This is a genomic window from Phytohabitans sp. LJ34 (genome assembly GCF_052068095.1).
Classification (GTDB): Bacteria; Actinomycetota; Actinomycetes; order Mycobacteriales; family Micromonosporaceae; genus Phytohabitans.
Genome location: NZ_JBQHDG010000007.1, coordinates 1 through 17427, shown reverse-complemented (window position 1 = coordinate 17427; position 17427 = coordinate 1). Strand labels below are relative to the sequence as shown.

At 72.9% G+C, this 17427-nt stretch carries 13 protein-coding genes; 7 read left to right on the top strand and 6 right to left on the bottom strand.

Going from position 1 to position 17427, the window contains the following annotated elements:
• Positions 1-55 precede the first annotated feature (55 nt).
• Positions 56-1243 (bottom strand): ROK family transcriptional regulator, encoded by a 1188-nt coding sequence (locus ACTMTJ_RS14325; protein ID WP_441216869.1) that lies wholly within the window; start codon positions 1241-1243, stop codon positions 56-58.
• Positions 1244-1531: 288 nt separating this feature from the next.
• On the opposite strand from ACTMTJ_RS14325, the gene ACTMTJ_RS14320 reads away from it, so the two are divergent.
• Together ACTMTJ_RS14320 and ACTMTJ_RS14315 are read left to right on the top strand one after the other, a co-directional pair.
• Positions 1532-1687 carry a hypothetical protein gene (locus tag ACTMTJ_RS14320; protein ID WP_441216868.1) on the top strand — a complete coding sequence of 52 codons (156 nt, stop codon included), beginning with the start codon at positions 1532-1534 and terminating at the stop codon, positions 1685-1687.
• 160 nt (positions 1688-1847) lie between these two features.
• Complete coding sequence (locus ACTMTJ_RS14315) at positions 1848-2633, top strand: SAM-dependent methyltransferase (protein ID WP_441216867.1); 786 nt, start codon at positions 1848-1850, stop codon at positions 2631-2633.
• A 561-nt stretch (positions 2634-3194) separates the two neighbouring features.
• On the opposite strand, the gene ACTMTJ_RS14310 is transcribed toward ACTMTJ_RS14315, so the two are convergent.
• Positions 3195-4190: an SMP-30/gluconolactonase/LRE family protein gene (locus ACTMTJ_RS14310; RefSeq protein ID WP_441216866.1), complete on the bottom strand. Its 996-nt coding sequence runs from the start codon at positions 4188-4190 to the stop codon at positions 3195-3197.
• Between the two features lie 154 nt (positions 4191-4344).
• Between ACTMTJ_RS14310 and ACTMTJ_RS14305 the strand changes: the two genes are divergently transcribed.
• Both ACTMTJ_RS14305 and ACTMTJ_RS14300 read left to right on the top strand, forming a co-directional pair.
• The gene (locus ACTMTJ_RS14305; protein WP_441216865.1) at positions 4345-4926 is read left to right on the top strand and encodes a hypothetical protein; all 582 of its coding nucleotides are present in this window, start codon (positions 4345-4347) and stop codon (positions 4924-4926) included.
• Between the two features lies 1 nt (position 4927).
• Entirely contained in the window at positions 4928-5443 is a 516-nt protein-coding gene (locus tag ACTMTJ_RS14300; RefSeq protein ID WP_441216864.1) for a GNAT family N-acetyltransferase, read from the top strand.
• A 41-nt stretch (positions 5444-5484) separates the two neighbouring features.
• Here the strand turns inward: ACTMTJ_RS14300 and ACTMTJ_RS14295 are convergent, their stop codons facing one another.
• Positions 5485-6144 (bottom strand): hypothetical protein, encoded by a 660-nt coding sequence (locus ACTMTJ_RS14295; protein ID WP_441216863.1) that lies wholly within the window; start codon positions 6142-6144, stop codon positions 5485-5487.
• 107 nt (positions 6145-6251) lie between these two features.
• Here ACTMTJ_RS14295 and ACTMTJ_RS14290 point away from each other — a divergent pair, with 107 nt between their 5' ends.
• Positions 6252-9668: an nSTAND1 domain-containing NTPase gene (locus ACTMTJ_RS14290; RefSeq protein WP_441216862.1), complete on the top strand. Its 3417-nt coding sequence runs from the start codon at positions 6252-6254 to the stop codon at positions 9666-9668.
• On the opposite strand, the gene ACTMTJ_RS14285 is transcribed toward ACTMTJ_RS14290, so the two are convergent.
• From ACTMTJ_RS14285 to ACTMTJ_RS14275, 3 genes are all read right to left on the bottom strand, one after another.
• Positions 9637-10485 (bottom strand): peptidoglycan-binding protein, encoded by an 849-nt coding sequence (locus ACTMTJ_RS14285; RefSeq protein ID WP_441216861.1) that lies wholly within the window; start codon positions 10483-10485, stop codon positions 9637-9639. The two genes, ACTMTJ_RS14290 and ACTMTJ_RS14285, sit on opposite strands and share 32 nt — an antisense overlap.
• Positions 10486-10558: 73 nt before the next feature.
• Positions 10559-11872 carry a cytochrome P450 gene (locus ACTMTJ_RS14280; protein WP_441216860.1) on the bottom strand — a complete coding sequence of 438 codons (1314 nt, stop codon included), beginning with the start codon at positions 11870-11872 and terminating at the stop codon, positions 10559-10561.
• An 82-nt stretch (positions 11873-11954) separates the two neighbouring features.
• The gene (locus tag ACTMTJ_RS14275) at positions 11955-13223 is read right to left on the bottom strand and encodes an acyltransferase (RefSeq protein WP_441216859.1); all 1269 of its coding nucleotides are present in this window, start codon (positions 13221-13223) and stop codon (positions 11955-11957) included.
• 343 nt (positions 13224-13566) lie between these two features.
• Between ACTMTJ_RS14275 and ACTMTJ_RS14270 the strand changes: the two genes are divergently transcribed.
• Together ACTMTJ_RS14270 and ACTMTJ_RS14265 are read left to right on the top strand one after the other, a co-directional pair.
• Complete coding sequence (locus ACTMTJ_RS14270) at positions 13567-15738, top strand: MMPL family transporter (protein ID WP_441216858.1); 2172 nt, start codon at positions 13567-13569, stop codon at positions 15736-15738.
• A gap of 29 nt (positions 15739-15767) precedes the next feature.
• Positions 15768-17288: an FAD-dependent oxidoreductase gene (locus tag ACTMTJ_RS14265; RefSeq protein WP_441216857.1), complete on the top strand. Its 1521-nt coding sequence runs from the start codon at positions 15768-15770 to the stop codon at positions 17286-17288.
• Positions 17289-17427 lie beyond the last annotated feature (139 nt).

The window sequence follows — 17427 nt, the reverse complement described above, 5'->3', positions numbered from 1 at the left end:
TTTGTTGTGGCCGAGAACATATCCCCTACCTGGCGGTTGTGCAGTACACGCCAACTCAGCCGTAACGCGGGTCCTCCGCACGCGCCAGCGCGACCGCCCCGAGCAGCTCGGCCCGGTCACCGAGCGTCCCGACGCGCAGCCCCACGAACTCCGCCACGTCGCCGGGGGTGTGCCGGTCGATCATCTCGCGGATGCCCTCCAGCATCGGCTCCGCCGCCGGGCCGAGCATCCCGTCGAGCACGATCGCCTCCGGGCTCAGCATCACGCAGAGGTCGGCCAGGACCCGCCCGATCCGGCGGCCCGCGTCGGTCATGACGCGCCGCGTACCCCGTTCGCCGGCGGCCAGGAGGGCCTGGATGTCCTCGAGGGTGACCGGCGTCGGGTAGGCCGTGCTGAGGAACCCGTGGATCTGGCTGCTGTTGGTGACCGCGAGGCAGCCGCGGCTCCCGCAGGCGCACCATGCCCCGTCGTCGACCACCTGCACGTGGGCGAGCTCGCCGGCCAGCCCGCGAGCGCCGCGGTGCAGCCGCCCGCCGAGGACGAGCCCGGCGCCGAGCCCCTCGACCACCCGGACGAAGACGACGTCGGTCAGGCCCTGGCCCGCGCCACGGGTCAGCTCGCCCAGCGCCGCGAGGTTGGCGTAGTTTTCCGCGACCACCGGCACGCCCAGCCGCTGCCGGACGGCCGGCACCGGATCGGAGCGCAGCCAGCCATAGGTCCGCGCCAGCTCCGGGACGGCCGCGCGGACCGCGTCGGGGACGCGCCCGACCACCACACCCACACCCGGCTGGTACGCGCCGGGAATGCCGACCACGGCACGGTCCGCCTGCCCGTGGCCGAGGCCGGCGTCGGACAGCGCCTGCTCGACCATTTCCAGCCCGCGCCCGATGATCTTCGACTCCTCGCGCGGACCCTCGATGGGGCTGTGTCGGACGGCCGCCACGGTCCCGTCCCAGCCGACGACCGCGGCCCGGATCGCGGCGTGGCTCAGCGCCAGCACGGCGACCATCCCGCCGGACCCGGCGAGCGCGACCGCGCCGGCGGGCCGACCGCGCCCGCGGCCCGGTGCGGCCTCGGCCGGCTGCTCGACCAGCGCACCGCGGCGCAGCAGCCGCGCGACGATCCCGGTCACCGTGGTCTTCGGTAGCCCGGTCGCCGCGCTCAGCTCTGCCCGGCTGGCGACGACGCCGCCGGCGAGCGCGGCGAGGACGAGCCGCTCGCCAGCGCTGGTGGGGTGGGTCACCTGTGCATAGTAGGGCCAATTTCCAACGAGAATCGTCCCAAAAGCGATCGTTGACGCCGGACGACCATGCCAATAGCGCCCCTCGTGGCTCAAATTATAAACGGGATGAGCCAAATAGGTGACCTCGGCGGCCGAGCCGGGGACCTCTCAGCGGCCGTCGGATCCGTGGCCAGGCCAGCCACGAGACCGGAGACCGGCCGGCACCTGCGGTGCTGAAGGGTTTTCCGCGGTACGCCGCCGGGGTATTGGGAGCGGGTCCACATATCCCCTACCCCCGCGGAGCCAGAGATGTTGGTACTGGGTTTGATCCTCACGCTGGTCGGATGGCTGACCGGCATCGGCATCCTTACGACGATCGGCATCATCCTGCTCGTGGTCGGAGCCGTCCTCATGCTGCTCGGCTCGGTCAACCGCCCCGTGCTCGGCCGCCGCTACTGGTATTAGCCGCCGGGTGCGTGACTCGCGAGTGACGGACGGGCGGGCTGCGGTGTGGGGGCAGCCCGGCTCGTCGGGTTCGAGATCGATAGCCGGCTTTGGGCGCGACGGGGCGGGGCATTAGGCTGCCCCCAGCCCTCCAGCCCGCGTCCACAGGGGAGTCGCGATCGTGACCGAGCCTTCGTACCCTGACCCCACCGTCATGAGCCACGCTCGGGCATACGACTACGTCCTAGGTGGAAAGGACAACTTCGAGGTCGACCGCCAAGCCGCGCAGGCCGTCATCGACCTCGCGCCGGACCTCCCCGCGCTGGGCCGGGCGCAGCGACGGTTTCTGCTCAGGGTCGTGCAGATGTGCGCCAAGGAAGGCATCGACCAGTTTCTCGACATCGGCACCGGCATCCCGACCGCGCCCAACGTGCACGGCACCGCCCGCGCCATCAATCCGGACGCCCGTGTGGTCTATGTGGACAACGACCGGACCGTGTTCGTGCACAACAACGCCCTGCTGGCCACAGTGGAGGGCGTCGTCTCCATCCAGGAGGACGTCCGCGAGCCGCAGCGGATCTTCGACGACCCCAAGGTGCGGTCGCTGATCGACTTCGACAAGCCGATGCTGCTGCTCTTCATCGGCCTGTTTCACCTGGTCGGCGACCAAGACCACCCGGCCGCGCTGATCGCCCGCTTCCGCGACCGCATGGCGCCCGGCAGCTACATGTGCCTGTCCCAGTTCTGCACCGACGGCAGCGACCCGGCCGCCAAGGCCAAGCTCGAAGAGATCTCGGTCAACTCCCCGGCACCGATGTGCTTCCGCCGCCGCGACGAGATCCTGCCCTTCTTCGACGGCTTCGAGATGCTGCCGCCCGGCCTCGTGGACGTCCAGGACTGGTGGCCGGACGAGGACCAGCCACCGACCGCCCTCAAGGTCGCCGCCGCCGTGGGCAAGAAGGTCTAGCGCGCCCTTTCGGAGTCGAGGTGGCCGGGCTGAGTTCCTTTTAGGACAAAGATGTGAGCTACCGCGACGTCCGTCGTGGTCCAGACCGCTGCTCCCGCGGCCTCACCCGTCCGGACGTGGGAAAAGCCGCCTTGAAGCAACGCCTCGACGGGCGGCGACCCTGACCCCGAAGGCCTCTAGGAGACCTTTCGTTATCGAGGTTGGCTCTGTCCACAATGCCTTGATCGGCGTCGATCTTTGCGGCCGGTGAACGGATCGTGGACGTTTACTGCCCCTCCAGGGGCAGTTGTGTACCACGATCGCCAGCGTCACCTGCCCTCGTTACCTCGATCAAGGGAAACCTGTCGCGAGGGGGGCTTGTCTCGCGGAGCTGGCAGTGGACGGGCGGGGGTTTCGGCGAGCGCTGCGAGCCGCCGGCCGGGAGCGGTGCCCGCGGGAGCGTACGGTCTCCAGCTGACGCGGACGGGGGAAAATCTGCCTGAATGCCGCCACGCCATAGCGACGGGGTCAGACCGTGGAGGTTGAGACGCGGGAGTGGCGGGCGGACTGGGGTCGGCTGGCTCAGTGGGGCCAGCCGGGGACGTTCAGGTGGATCTGGTAGACGCCGAAGTTGCCCCAGGTGCCCGAGGTGACGAAGAGGGTGCGGCCGTCCGCGCCGCCGAATGCCGCGTTGGTGGTGTTGGTGCCGGCGGAGATGGTGCCCAGCGCCCTGCCGTCGGGGGCGAAGACGTGTACCTTGCCGTCCGAATAGGACGCCCAGTAGAGGTTGCCCGCGCAGTCGATGGTCGCCCCGTCCGGGCCGCTCATGCTGGCGAACTCGGTGCGCGGTCCGGTGCTGCCGTCCGGGAGCACCGGGTACTTGTAGATTTTGCCGGCGCTGTTGCCGCCGACGTAGAGCGTGTTGCCGTCCGGCGCGAGCACGACGCCGTTCGGTTGGGCGATCGTGTCGTCGACGAGGGACACCACGCCGCCGCTGACCCGGTACACGCCGGTGCGGCCGGCCATCTCGTCCGGCCGGTTGCCGCGCTGGAAGTTCGGGTCGGTGAAGTAGACGGTGCCGTCGCCGCGGACGGTCAGGTCGTTGGGGGAGTTGAACCTGCGGCCCTGGAACGTCTGCGCCACCGTGCCGCGGGTGCCGTCGGCCAGGTTGTAGGAGGAGACGCTCCGCTGGTCGTGCGTCGCGGCGAGGACGTGCGTGCCGTCCGTGCCGAGCGCGAGCCCGTTGCTGCCGCCGCTGGCCACGAACACGTCGAACCGGTCCGGCGGCGTCAGCGCCCTAATGACGGACGGCTGCACGCCCTCAGGCCCGGCCGCCGGCTGCATGTCCGACACCAGCAGCCGGCCCTGGTCCGCGATCCAGACCGGACCCTCCAGGAAGTTGAACCGGCCCGGCACCCGGACGGCGGACACGCTCGGCGACGGCAGCGGGTCGCCGTAGACGTCACCCGGCACGCACGCGGCCGGCTGGTTTTCGGCGCCCGCGGCGCCCGCCGTGAGCAGCGAAGCCGTCACCGTCACCACGCCAGCCAGCGCGAAGAGCACCTGTCGCCGCGTCATGCTCACTCCGTTCAGACGAGTAGACCATCAATGTACATCGATGGAGCGGAAGAGGTGGGGTGGGCGCGCCGGGGGCAGCCGGAGGTCGAAATATCTGGGATGCCGGGGATCCGACAGTGACCTCGCCCCTAAAAGATCTCTAGAGTCTGCTGGCATGGTGGACGAACCGGTAAAGGCCAGCAGGTGGGCTTTTCGCCTGGTGGCGTGGGGCGGAGCCGTGGTCGGGCTGGTGCTTGTCGTGGCCGCCGTCGCGGTCGACGACCCGCCGCTGTGGTGGTGGCTCGTCGGCGTGCCGCTCGCGCTCGTCTGCGGGCTGTGGACGGCCATGTGGGCCAGGTTCCGGTTGCGTCACCGTACGCCCGAGGCCCGGCGGCGCGCGCTGGCGGAGCTGGCGGCGAAGCAGGAGGCCGTCGCGGAGCCGGTCGAGCGGTCCCGCCTCGCGTACCGGGCCACCAAGCACAAGAAGGCCGTCCTGCGGTCGGGCGGCGAGGCCACCGCCGTCGTGCGGTTTCTGGCCGACGGCGGGCGGGCCAACCAGTTCCGGCAGCTCGTGTACATGGAGTTGGAGGTCAGCCGTCCGGGCCAGGAGTCCTACGTCGTGAAGACGGGTGAGTTCCTGACCGCCGCGTCGGCCGGATCCGTCGCGCCCGGCCGGGTGCTCCAGGTGAAGGTGGACGAGCGGGATCCGCAGCGGGTGGCCGTCGACTGGGAGCGGTCGCTGCGGCTGGTCGACTGACGTGGGCGCGTTCGAAGCGGCGCCGATCGACACCGAGCGGCTCGTCCTGACGCCGCTGCGCCCGGCGGACGCCGACGCGATGGTCGACGTGCTCGGCGACGTGCGACTCCACGAGTTCATCGGCGGGCAGCCGGCCGGCCGCGCGGATCTGCGCCGGCGCTACGAGCGGCTCGCCGCCGGCTCGGGAGACCCGGACCAGGTCTGGCTCAACTGGATCGTGCGCCGCGGCACCGACGACCAACCGGTCGGCACGGTGCAGGCCACCGTGACCCGCGACGGCGACCGGTGGTCGGCCGCGATCGCCTGGGTCGTCGGCACGCGCTGGCAGGGACAGGGCTTCGCCACCGAGGCCGCGCGGGCGATGGTGGCGTGGCTGCGCGAGCGCGGCGCGGACGTCATCACCGCCAACATCCATCGCGACCACCACGCCTCCGCGGCCGTCGCGGCCCGAGCCGGCCTCACCGCGACCACCGAGGAGGTCGACGGCGAACGGGTCTGGCGGGCCGAGGCGAAGTAGCGGTGCCCGCCGCGGCCACGGCGGGCACCTCCCCCGTGGAACTACTCCCAGACCGGCTTGGTCTTCCGGATGGCCTCCGCGCGCCGCTTCGCGGCCTCGGTCAGGGCCCCGCCGCCGGCGGCGGCCAGCGCGCCCGGTACCACGGCCGGGTTGACCGATCCGGAGCTGATCACGAAGCCGACCACGTCGAGGATCACATGAGTCAGCTGGCTGGTGAAGACCGAGATGCCGGTGTGCACCTCGTTCCCCTCGTTCGCGCCGGTGGCGGTGAGCACGAGGTTGGTGAGGTTCTGGTTGGGGGAGTAGTTGAGGCTCGAGGCCCGAGGGGGTCCGTGGAGGTATGCGAACACGCTCAGGTAACCGGCCACGGTCTGGCCGGTCACCGTGGCGTTGAGGAACACCGCGTCAGGGAACGACGCGAGGTCGTTGAGGTTGACGTCCATGATCTGGTTTTTCGGGAGCCGGCCGGCGCTGTCCAGGACCGACGGGTTGACGATCCGCCACCGCAGGTCGGCGTTGCGGGTGTCCACCACGCGCGTCGGGACGATCGGCACGGTGGTGTTGGCGGCGAGGGTGGACTCCGCCCGTGCGGGCGTCGCGACCACCGCACCCGCGACGCCGGCGCCCGCCACGCCCGCGGCCAGCGTGCCGGCGCGCCGCAACAGCCGCCGGCGGTCAGTGTGCCTTTCAAGGTCTGCCATCTTTCCAGGTCAGCATCGGCCAGGGTTGTCTGGTAGCGGGTACCTGCGGTAAACAACGGCAATAAATCGGGCATAAAGGGGGATGAGTGCCGCGACCGGAGCGCGCCGTGGATCCGGACGACGGTCCGGTGCAGGCGCTGGCGGCTGAGCTGCGTGACCTGCGGCGGCAGGCGGGAAATCCGGGCTACCGGGAGCTGGCCGGGCGGGCCGGTTACTCGGTGGCGGCGCTGGCGAACGCCGCCGGCGGGCGCCGGCTGCCCAGCCTGGCGGTGACGCTGGCCTTCGTACGGGCGTGCGGCGGCGACCCGGTCGCCTGGGAGCGGCGGTGGCGCGAGGCGGCCACGGCCACGGCGCCGGCGGACGCGCCGTACCGGGGCCTCGTGGCGTACGACGTCGCGGACGCCGACCGGTTCTTCGGCCGGCAGCGGCTGGTGGCGCGCATCGTGGAGATGCTCGCCGAGCACCGGTTCCTGGCGGTGGTCGGTGTGTCCGGCAGCGGCAAGTCGTCGCTGCTGCGCGCCGGGCTGGTGCCGGCGCTGGCCGCCGCCGCGCCGGTGGTGACGACGCCCGGCCTGGCGCTGCTGACGCCGCCCGCCGAGGACGGCCTGCTCGTCGTGGACCAGTTCGAGGAGCTGTTCACCCTCTGCCCGGACGCCGCCGAGCGCGCCGCGTTCGTGACCGAGCTGGCGGCCGTGGCGGAGCGGGCGCGGGTCGTGATCGGGATACGCGCGGACTTCTACGGCCGCTGCACCGAACTGCCCACGCTGGCGCGCCTGCTCGCCGGGGCGACCGTACCGGTGGGCCCGCTGGAGGACGACGAGCTGCGGGAGGCGGTCACCGAGCCGGCGCGGCGAGCCGGCGGCAGCGTGGAGCGGGCGCTGGTGACCAAGCTGCTCGCCGACGCGGCCGGCCAGCCGGGCGCCCTGCCGCTGGTGTCCCACGCGCTGCTGGAGACGTGGCGGCAGCGCCGCGGCGACGTGCTCACCCTGGCCGGGTACGAGGCGACGGGCGGCGTCGCCGGTGCCATCGCGCAGACCGCCGAGGCGGTGTACCAAGGGTTCGAGCCGGTGCGGCGGGAGACGGCCGAGCGGCTGCTGACCCGGCTCGTGGCGCTCGGCGACGGGGTGGAGGACACGCGCCGAAGGGTCGACCGCGCCGAGCTGGACCTACCGGACGCCGACGCGGTGCTGCGCCAGCTGGCCGACGCCCGGCTGGTCGTGCTCGGGCGCGACACCGTCGAGATCGCCCACGAGGCGCTGATCCGGGCGTGGCCGCGGCTGCACGGCTGGCTCCACGCCGACCGCGAGGCGCTGCGCCTGCACCGGCAGCTGACCGACGCCAGCGACATCTGGCGCTCGCACGACATGGACACCGGCGCCCTCTACCGGGGGCAGCGGCTCGCCGCCTGGGACGACCGCGACCTGCACCGGCTCAACGGCGTGGAGCGCGACTTCCTGGCCGCCAGCCGGGCCCGCCGGGCCTGGGAGCAGCGCGCCGGCCGCCGCCGCGTCCGGCTCGCCGTGGCGGGTCTCGCGGCCGCCGTGGCCGTGGTGAGCGTGCTGGCCGCCACCGCGATGGTGCAGGCCGGCCGCGCCCGCGACGAGCGCGACCTGGCCTACTCCCGCCAGTTGGTGGCCGAGGCGCGCACCCAGCTCCAGGTCGACCCGCGGCGCGGCCTGGAGCTGGCCCGCCAGGCGTACGAGGCGCGGCCGTCCGAGGAGGCCGAGGCGGTGCTGCGCCAGGCGGTCCTCGTGGACCGGACGCACGCGGCGCTGACCGTCTCGCCGGGCGGGTTCGCACCCGTGGCGGTCAGCCGCGACGGCACGCGCCTGGCCGTCGGCACGTCGCCGGTCGCGGTGTGGGACCTGGCGCGCGGCACCCGGACGGCGGAGCTGACCGGCGGGTCGGTGCTCGCGCTGGCGTTCAGCCCGGACGGCCGGCACCTCGCGGCGGGTGCGAAGGACGGCCAGGTGCGGATGTGGGACCTATCCGCCGGCACCGGCCCGGTCACCGTCGGCGCGCAGACCGGCGCCGCGGAGAGCGTGGCGTTCAGCCCCGACGGCCGCCGCGTGGCCACCGGCGGCGTGGACGGCACCGTAAGGATCTGGGCCGTCGCGGGGCGCGCCGCACCGGCCGTCCTCACCGGACACCGGGGGCGGGTGCGCGCCGTCGCGTTCAGCCCGGACGGCGAGCGGGTCGCCAGCGGCGGCGACGACGGCGTCCTGTTGATAAGGGGCGTGACCGGTCACCCGCCCCCGGTCCTGCTCGACGGCCACGGCGGCGCGGTGTGGAGCGTGGCGTTCAGCCCGGACGGGCGGCAGGTGGTCAGCGGGCACAACGATGGTGGCGCACGCGTCTGGCACGCCGGCCAGCCCACGGTGTTTCGCACCTCGACCCGGCTCGTTCGCGGCGTCGCATTCAGCCCGGACGGGCAGCGGATCGCCACCACCGCCAGTGGGGGAGCCATCCACCTGTGGGATCAGGCGGGCGTGGGTCGTCCCCTCGAACTGCGCGGCCACACCCACAGCGCGCTCTCCGTGAGCTTCACGCCGGACGGGCGCCGGCTGGTGACGGCCGCCGCCGACGGCACCGCCCGGGTCTGGGACACCGGCGGGTGGGCCAACCCCGCGATCCTCCGGATACCGGGAACGGTCGTGCGCGACGTGGCGCTCAGCCCGGACGGCCGCCGCGTGGCGACCGCCGCCGCGGACGGCACGGTCCGTGTCTGGGACACAAAGGACACCCGTGAACCCGCCGTGCTGAGCGGCCACCGCGGGCGGGTGCTCGGCGTCGTGTTCCACCCGGACGGCACCCGCCTCGCGACCGGCGGCGACGACGGCACCCTCCGGATCTGGGACCTCACCCGCATGCGGCAGGCGGCCGTCATCTCGAGTGGGGGCCCGGTGCGACCGATCGGGCTCGACACCGTCGGGTGGTTGGCCGCGACCACAGTGGACGCTCGCAACGACCTCGACACCCAGCTGCGCGTGTGGAACTCCACCACCGGTTCGCCGGTCGCCACGTACGACGTCGACGGGTACGGGGTCGGGTCCGGCACGTTCCGCGTCGCGCTGGCCAAGCAGGACGGCACCGTCGAGATCGTCGACACCGCGGGCGGCCGGATCGTCCTTCGTGGACACCAGGGGCCGGTCTACGGCATCGCGTTCAGCCCGGACGGTCGGCGCCTGGCCACCGCGAGCCAGGATGGCACCATCCGCGTGTGGAACGCGGACGGCACCACCGCGTTTACCCTTCCCGGCCATCCCGGCGGCGCCAGGACGGTACGTTACTCCGGCGACGGCCGATGGCTGGTCAGCACCGGCACCGACGAGACCCTCCGGATCTGGAAGGCCACCACGCCCACCGAGCCGATCGTCTTCGACAGCTTCGGGCCGCCGGTCGTCTCCGCCGCCTTCGACCGCGACGCGTCGCGGGTGGTCACCCTCCATGCCGACGGCACGGCACGCGTGTGGTCGTGCGACGTGTGCGGCACTAACCCCTTTGGTACTTCTCCCACCAGGTGAAGGCCACCCGGTACGCCGACGGGGTGTCGTCCGCGGCGTGGCTGGCCAGACCGTTTCTGCCGAAGTAGTAGTCGTGGGTCTGGTTGCGGGCGGCCTGTGCCATGTCCGGGTCGGAGACGGCGGCGGCGTGGATGTGGTAGGGCCAGTCTCCCTGGGACGGGTTGCGCAGCCAGGCGGCGAAGCCGACCGTGCGCAGCGCGCGCACCGTCTCCCAGCGCTGGGTCGTGGTCAGGCTCGTCACCGAGATGTCGACGACTCCGCCGCCGTCGTGGGTGCCGGCGGAGCTGGGGTTGGAGGACGTGTACGAGCCCTGGGAGAGCGTCAGGCTCCAGGAGAGCATGCCGTCGGCGGCGGCGAGCATGTTGCGGGTGCGGGTGTTCACCCGCCGACCGCCGTACGTGTCGGTGCGTGAGCCGGTGGACACCGGCCTGGAGACGGTGAACCTGCCCTCGCCGAGCCGGGTCAGGGACGTAGGTCCGGGGATGCCGTTGGCGTCGAGGCCCGAGTAGCCGAGCGACCGCTGCCACGCGGCGTAGGCGGAGACGGTCGACGTGCCGAAGTGCCCGTCGACGGCGCCGGAGGCGAGCAGGCCCTTGGCGTTCAGGGCGCGCTCCACCTCGATGACGTGGGTGGAGGCCCCGGGAGTGAGGCCGGTGTCGGCCTTGGGTGGGTCGACCTGAGCGGCGAGGAGGACCAGCTCCATGTCGACGGCTGGCAGCGCGAGCGCCTCCGTGGAGAGCAGCGAACTCGCGCCCGCGGCGGCCGCCGTGACCACCGCACCACGCGAGAGGACCCATCGTCTTGTCCGACCGGTCATGCCCAGCTCCATTCCATTCACCAACGCGGATGAACGGAATCTACAGGCTAGATCGCGGGCTTGGCAAAAACTTTCATCGAACCCTAAGAGTCGCACGGACCTCGCCGGCGGGACGCAGCGTGACCATCGGCGCGAGGCGCACCCGCTCGTCGAGCGCCTCGACGCGGTAGCGCGCGAGCAGCGCCCGCAGCAGGATCGTCCCTTCGAGCATCGCGAAGTGCTCGCCGATGCAGCTGCGCGGCCCGCCGCCGAACGGGAAGTACGCGTAACGCGGCCGCTCGTGCTGGCCGGTGAACCGGCTCGGATCGAAGCGCTCCGGGTCGGGCCAGAACTCCGGGTGCCGGTGCGTGACGTACGCCGAGAGCATCACCCGGGTGCCGGCCGGCACGTGGTAGCCGGCGATCGTGGCGTCGACGTCGGCGAGGCGCTCGGTGGTGTACGCCGGCGGGTACAGCCGCATGCCCTCCAGCAGCGCCGCCCGCGCCAGCTCGGCGTCACCGCCCGCGACCCGCGCCTGTAGCTCGGGCTGCCGCCCCAGCTCCTGGAGGGTGAACGTCAGCGCGCCCGCCGTCGTCTCGTGCCCGGCCAGCAGAAACACCAGCACCTGGTCGCGTATCTCCTCAGTGGACAGTGGCTGCCCGGTCTCCGGATCGGTGGCGGAGTGCAACCGGCTGAGCATGTCGTCGCCCGCGCCGCGCTCGGCGTGGCGGGCGATGATGCCGTCGACGATCGCGTACTGCGCCGCGCGCTCCCGGCTGATCCGGCGGGCCCGCGGGGTCGGCCAGGCCAGCGGCGCCCGGACGATCTGGAGGGTCCGCGCCAGGGCGAGGTCGCTCAACACCGGCATGAGCCGCTGCATCCGCGGCACGGCCTCGTCGACGTCGTGGCCGAACAGGGCCCGGCTGACCACCCGCAGCGCGTACCGCTGCATCAGCTCGTGCAGGTCCACAGTGGCGCCGTCCGCGACCGGGGACGTGTCGGCGATGCGCGCCGCCTCCTCGGTCATCAGCTCGGCGTAGCCGGCGACGCGGCGCGGCGTGAACAGCGGCTGTAGCGTGCGTCGCTGGCGCAGCCACACCTCGCCGTCGCTGGTCAGCAGCCCGGTGCCGATCAGCTCGGTGAGCACCTGGAACGCCGTCGTGCGGCGGCTGTAGAGCCGCGGCGTGGTGAACACCTCGTGGATGCTGTCCGGGTGGTGCGCCATGACCACGCGCTGGGTGAGCGGTCCCCATCTCGGCCCGAAGCGGTAGGCGACGACGTCGCCGTAGCGACCGAAGCCGGCCAGCATCGTGCCCAACATGTCGCGCCTGAACGCCGGCGCCATGCCCAGCACCGGGTGCCCGGTAGGCCCCGGTGCCGTGGACCGCACCATCTGCTGCGTCGCCACGTGATCACCCACAGCCCCGCGTTGGTCGCCCTCGGTCAGCTTGCCACGCGCTCAGTCGGGGAGAAAGGGCGAAGTTTCCGGCTCAGAGAAGCTTGCGGGCCTCGGTGGCTAGGCGTGGCAGCGGGTCGCCGGGGTGGCGGAAGCGGTGCAGGGCCGCGCGGCCGCCGGGGGCGCGCAGCCGGCCGACGAGCGTGGACGGCAGGGCGATCGTGTAGAGGAAGCCGCTGTCGTCGAAGCCTTCCACCAGCCAGGAGACCCACGGCAGCTGGAAGGTCGTGGCCGGGCTGAAGGCGGCCGGGCGCTGGCCCTCGAACGTGACGCCGTACGCGCCGAGCCGGCTCCAGTTGGAGATGGAGATGGCGCGGTTGGCGGGGTCGAAGCCGTTGGGCACGCAGTCGCGCACGCGGGAGCGGCCGACCGTGTCGAGGAACGCGTGGTTGGACCGGTAGCTCAGGTGTGCGCGGGTGAAGTCGTCGACCGCGGCCCGGATGCCGGCCGCCAGCGCTCCCGGGCCGGTGTGCGGCGGCCAGGCGAGGCTGATCTCGCTCAGCAGGTTGCCGACGAGGCCGGGTGGCAGGTCGTAGCGGCGGCGCATGTCGACCGGCAGCGTGAGCGCGCGGGTCTGTGCGTCGCCGTCGAGGTGGCGGATCGTGCTCACGAGGTGGGCGCAGAGCGCGTCGTTTCTGGACAGCCGCTGGCCGGCGGCGGCGCTGAGCTCCGCGCGCATCCTGCCCACCTCCGCGTCGCCGAAGTAGGCCTGTACGGTGCGGCTGGACCTGGCGGCCAGCTCGACCTGGCCCCGCAGCTCGGCGGCTTCGGCGGGGTCCAGCAGGCGGAAGGCGGGGTGCCCGGAGTCTTCGGCCGGGAGCACCTTGTTCAGGTAGGCGTCGCGGTCTTCGACCACCTGTACGGGCGGCGGCGACATGCCCTCCACCGACGCGGACCAGGCGCGCATCAGCAGCATGAAGGTGGTGATGTCGCCGACCGCGTGGTGCCACGAGCAGCCCAGCGCGGTGCCGCCGCCGGCCATGCGGCTGACCTGCACGGTCAGCAGCGGCCGCTCGCCCAGCCCGGCGGCGGGCGCGTCGACGTGGGTGACGAAGCCCGACGCGGGCAGGGTCACCCGGCCGATCGCACTACTCAGTGGCTCGTCGACGTCGACGAACGTCATCGGTACGCCGGCGTCGTCGCAGACGATCTCCAGCGTCTCGTCCCGGGTGCGCAGGCGGCCGGCGAAGACGGGCAGGTGGGCGAGTGCGCGGGTGAGGCCGTCGGCCAGGCGGGTCTCGTCGAGGGTGCGCGCGAAGAAGAACACGACGGAGACCGGGAGGTCGGCCAGCATAGTGTCCATCAGGCCGCACCGGACGGCGGTGCCGGGGCTGTGGCCGGCACGGATCGTCCTGGTTTCACGGACTTGTGACCAGTCACCCATGCGCCACCCTCCTCTGTGGACAACGTACCGCCCCTCGTACCCGGCCCGCTCGAGGATGGCTAGGCTCTGGAGCGCCGCTGACCCGTGGTCGGAGCTGGTGGCCCTTCCCGGCACGCGGATCGGCGTAGCGGCGTACGTCGAGAGGCGTATCCGGCCCCCGTCCCGCCACGCGCGATGACGTAGGCGCTGCCGCGCCTCGGCGGACGACCCGGCGCCGCCCCGCCGGAAGCATCGGATCAGTCATCCACCAAGGGAGGATCCGATGACGGTTACCCTGACCAGGACCGGTGAGCGCGGCGCGCCGGCCCGCGTCCGGCCGGGCGTGCTCGGCCGGCTCGGTGGGCTGGCCTTCCGCCGGCGCGGGACCGTGCTGCTCGCCTGGCTCGCGGCACTCGTGATCGCCTTCGGGCTGTCGTCCGCGTTCGGCGGCGACTTCGCGGCCGACTACTCGGCGCCCGGCTCGGACTCCAAGCAGGCCCAGGACGTGCTGGCACAGCGGTTCCCCGCGCGTGCCGGCGACAGCGTCGACGTCGTGGTGCGCGCGGACGCCCCGGTGACCGACCCGGCGGTACGTGGTGCGGTGAGCGCGCTCCTCGACGACCTCGCCGGCCTGCCGCACGTGGCCGCCGTCGACGACCCGTACGCGTCACCGGGCGGCGTGTCGCAGGACGGCCGGACGCTGCTGGCCCGGCTCAACCTCGACGTGACAAACCCGGCGGACATGCCGGTCGCCGACACCGAACGCCTGCTCGGTGCGGCCGAGGCGGCCAGCCGGCCGGGGCTCGAGGTGACACTCGGCGGGCAGGCGGTCCAGCTGGCCGAGGGAAACGAGGTCGGCTCGGAGGGCATCGGCCTGCTGGTGGCGGCCGTCATCCTGCTGGTCATGTTCGGCACCGTGGTCGCCGCGGGGCTGCCGCTCGGCGTGGCGATCGCGGGGTTGGCGGTCAGCGGTGTCCTCACTGGACTCGTCGCCGCGCTGCTCGACGTACCCGACTGGGCGCCGGTGCTGGGCTCGATGCTGGGGATCGCGCTCGGCATCGACTACGCGCTGCTGATGGTGACGCGCTTCCGCGAGTGGCGCGCGGCGGGCCTGGACCCGGAGGCGGCCACGGTGGCCACAATGGACACCGCCGGCCGCGCGGTGCTCGTGGCCGGCGGCACGGTGATGGTGAGCATGCTCGGGTTGTTCGCGATGGGGCTGTCCTTCATGAGCGGGGCCGCCGCCGTCACGATGGTGGCCGTCTTCGTCGTGCTGGCCGCGGCCGTCACGCTCTTCCCGGCGCTGCTCGGCTACCTGGGCAAGTGGATCGACCGGCTCCGCCTGCCGATGGTGCGGCGGCGCACCGCATCGGCCCGCGGTGTGGGGTGGGGCCGGTTCGTGCGCCGGCACCGCGTGCTGGCGATGTTCGCCGGCGTGGCGGCGTTGCTCGCTCTGGCCACGCCGTTCCTCGGTGTCAACGTCGGCTTCCCGGACGCCGGCAACGACCCCGAGGGCACATCCAGCCGGCGGGCGTACGACGCGGTGGCCGAGGGCTTCGGTCCGGGCGCCAACGGGCCGCTGCTGCTTGTCGCCGACCCGGCCGTCGCGCCCCGCCTGGCCGCCGAGCTCGCCGGCACGGCGGGCGTCGCGGCGGTGTCGCCGGTGCAGCTCAACCCGGCCGGCGACGCGGCGGTACTGACCGTGGTGCCGACGACGGGACCGCAGGACGCCGCCACCAAGGACCTCGTACGCACCATCCGCGACCGCGTGATACCGGCCGCCACCGCCGGCACCGGCGCCGAGGCGCACGTGGGCGGGGTGACCGCGACCGCGATCGACACCAACACCGACATCGCCAATCGGCTGCCGCTGCTCATCGGCGGCGTGGTGCTGCTCTCGATGCTCCTGCTGATGCTCGCGTTCCGGAGCGTGGTGATACCGCTGACCGCGGCGGCGCTCAACCTGCTCTCGGTCGCGGCGGCGTACGGCGTCGTGGCCCTCGCGCTGGAGGGCGGCTGGCTCGGTCAGCTGATCGGCGTCGACACCGCTACGCCGCTCGCCGCCTTCGCACCGGTGCTGATGTTCGCGATCCTCTTCGGACTGTCCATGGACTACCAGGTGTTCCTGCTCAGCCGGATGCGCGAGTCATGGGTCCGCACCGGGGACAACGCCCGCGCGGTGACCCACGGCCTGGCCAGCACCAGCCGGGTGATCACCGCGGCGGCGGCCATCATGATCGCGGTGTTCGCCGCCTTCGTGCCCAGCTCCGACGTCGCGGTGAAGGTGCTCGGCTTCGGCATGGCGGTCGCCATCCTCATCGACGTGACCGTGGTGCGGATGCTGCTCGTGCCGGCCACCATGCACCTGCTCGGCCGGGCCAACTGGTGGCTGCCCGCGTCGCTGGAGCGGAGGCTGCCGCAGCTGCACGTCGAGGGCCCGCCCGAACAGGCTTGAGCCGGGTCGGGACTGGGTACGACCGGGGTATGGCGAGCGTCTCCGACCGTGCCGAGTCGTACTGGATGGATTCGACCGCGCCGACCGCGTACCCGCCGGTCGACGGCGACGTCGAGGTGGACGTCGCCGTCGTCGGCGGTGGGATCGCGGGCCTGTGCGCCGCGTGGGAGCTGGCCCGGGCCGGGCGGCGGGTGGCTGTGTTCGAGGCGGACCGGATCGTCGCCGGCACGACCGGGTACACCACCGCGAAGCTGACCGCCCAGCACGGCCTGATCTACGACCGGCTGCGCTCGTCGCTCGGCGCCGACACCGCCCGCTGGTACGCGCGCTCGCAGCTCGACGCGATCGAACGGGTCGCCGCCGTCGCGGCGGAACTGGGCATCGACTGCGACCTGGAGCGGCTGCCCGCCTTCACGTACGCCACCTCCGCGGACGGGGCCGAGCAGGTGCGCGCCGAGGTCGAGGCGGCCTCGGCGGCGGGGCTGCCGGCGTCGCTGGTGACCGAGACCGGGCTGCCGTTCGAGGTGGCGGCGGCGATCCGCGTGGAGGACCAGGCGCAGTTCCATCCGCGCCGCTACCTGCTGGCGCTGGCCGACGACCTGACCCACCAGGGTGGACAGATCTTCGAACGCACCCGGATCACCGACCTGGACGAGGGCGAGCCGTGCCGGCTGACCACCGAGTCAGGCGCCACCGTCAGCGCCCGCGACGTCGTGGTGGCCACCCACTATCCGATCTTCGACCGCGCCAGCCTCTTCACCCGGCTGGTGCCGCGCCGCGAGCTGGTGGTCGCGGCGCCCATCGCGGCCGCCGACGACCCCGCGGGCATGTATCTGACCACAGAGGACAACACCCGCTCGGTGCGCACCGCGCCCTACCGCGACGGTCAGCGGCTGCTGATCGTCACCGGCGAGCACTTCAAACCCGGCACGGAGGGGGTCGAGGATCGCTGGCACCGCCTGGCCACGTGGACGCGCGAAAGGTTCAAAGTGGACGCCCTCGCCTACCACTGGGCCGCGCAGGACAACACCACCCCCGACCGCGTGCCGTTCGTCGGACCGTTCCATCCCGGCGCCGACCACGTGTACGTGGCCACCGGCTTCAACGCCTGGGGCATGACCAGCGGCGTCATGGCGGGCCGGCTCCTCGCCGCGCTCATCGGCGGTGCCAAGCCGGAGTGGGCCGGCGTCTACGACCCCCGCCGGATCCACGTCAAGGCCGAGGCGGGCACGTTCCTCAAGGCCAACCTGGCCGTCGCCCGCCACTTCATCGGCGACCGCCTCCGTACGTCGCATGTGGACTCACCCGACGAGCTGGCCGCCGGGCAGGGCGCCGTCATCCGCCTGCACGGCGAACGGTGCGCCGTCTACCGTGACACCACCGGCACGCTGCACGCGGTCTCCGCCACCTGCACGCACCTGGGCTGCACGGTCGCCTTCAACGACGCGGAACGCAGCTGGGACTGCCCCTGCCACGGCTCCCGCTTCGACCCGGACGGCTCCGTGCTGCACGGCCCCGCCACCCAGCCGCTCCCCGAGCGCCCACTGTAGCGACCTTTCGGGGTCAGGGTCGCCGCTTGTCGTGGCGTTGCTTCGAGGCATATTTTGCCCACGTCCGCGTCAGCTGCGGACCGTATGCTCCCGCGGGCACCGCTCCCGGCCGGCGGCTCGCAGCGCTCGCCGAAACCCC